This window comes from Pseudoalteromonas sp. CR1 (assembly GCF_019392235.1).
Lineage (GTDB): Bacteria > Pseudomonadota > Gammaproteobacteria > Enterobacterales > Alteromonadaceae > Pseudoalteromonas.
Genome location: NZ_JAHXRM010000210.1, coordinates 1 through 276, shown reverse-complemented (window position 1 = coordinate 276; position 276 = coordinate 1). Strand labels below are relative to the sequence as shown.

1 protein-coding gene is annotated in these 276 nt (G+C 56.2%); it reads left to right on the top strand.

Features of this window, described 5'->3' with window-relative positions; genetic code table 11:
* Positions 1–153 precede the first annotated feature (153 nt).
* Positions 154–276, top strand: a 123-nt coding sequence (locus KZZ04_RS19140; protein WP_368735901.1) for a uracil phosphoribosyltransferase, incomplete at its 3' end; no start/stop codon positions are given.

The following is a 276-nucleotide window of genomic DNA, read 5'->3' as shown; positions in this document are numbered from 1 at the left end:
AGGGGGTGCTGTGGCAAGAAAAGCGGGCAAAGGTACGCATGTGAGGCGCAACGTTCAAGCCTTAATGGACTAACGTACTAGATGTCTATAGGACAACACCCTCGGATAGATTAATCTAGGCCGGTTTTTTTGCCCGCCGCCGGAGCCTTTCCCATGCCCACTCGCGAGATCCGCCACCCGCTGATCCGACACAAACTCGGCCTTATGCGCCGCGCCGACATTAGCACGAAGAACTTCCGTGAGCTTGCTCAGGAAGTCGGAGCGCTGCTCACTTAC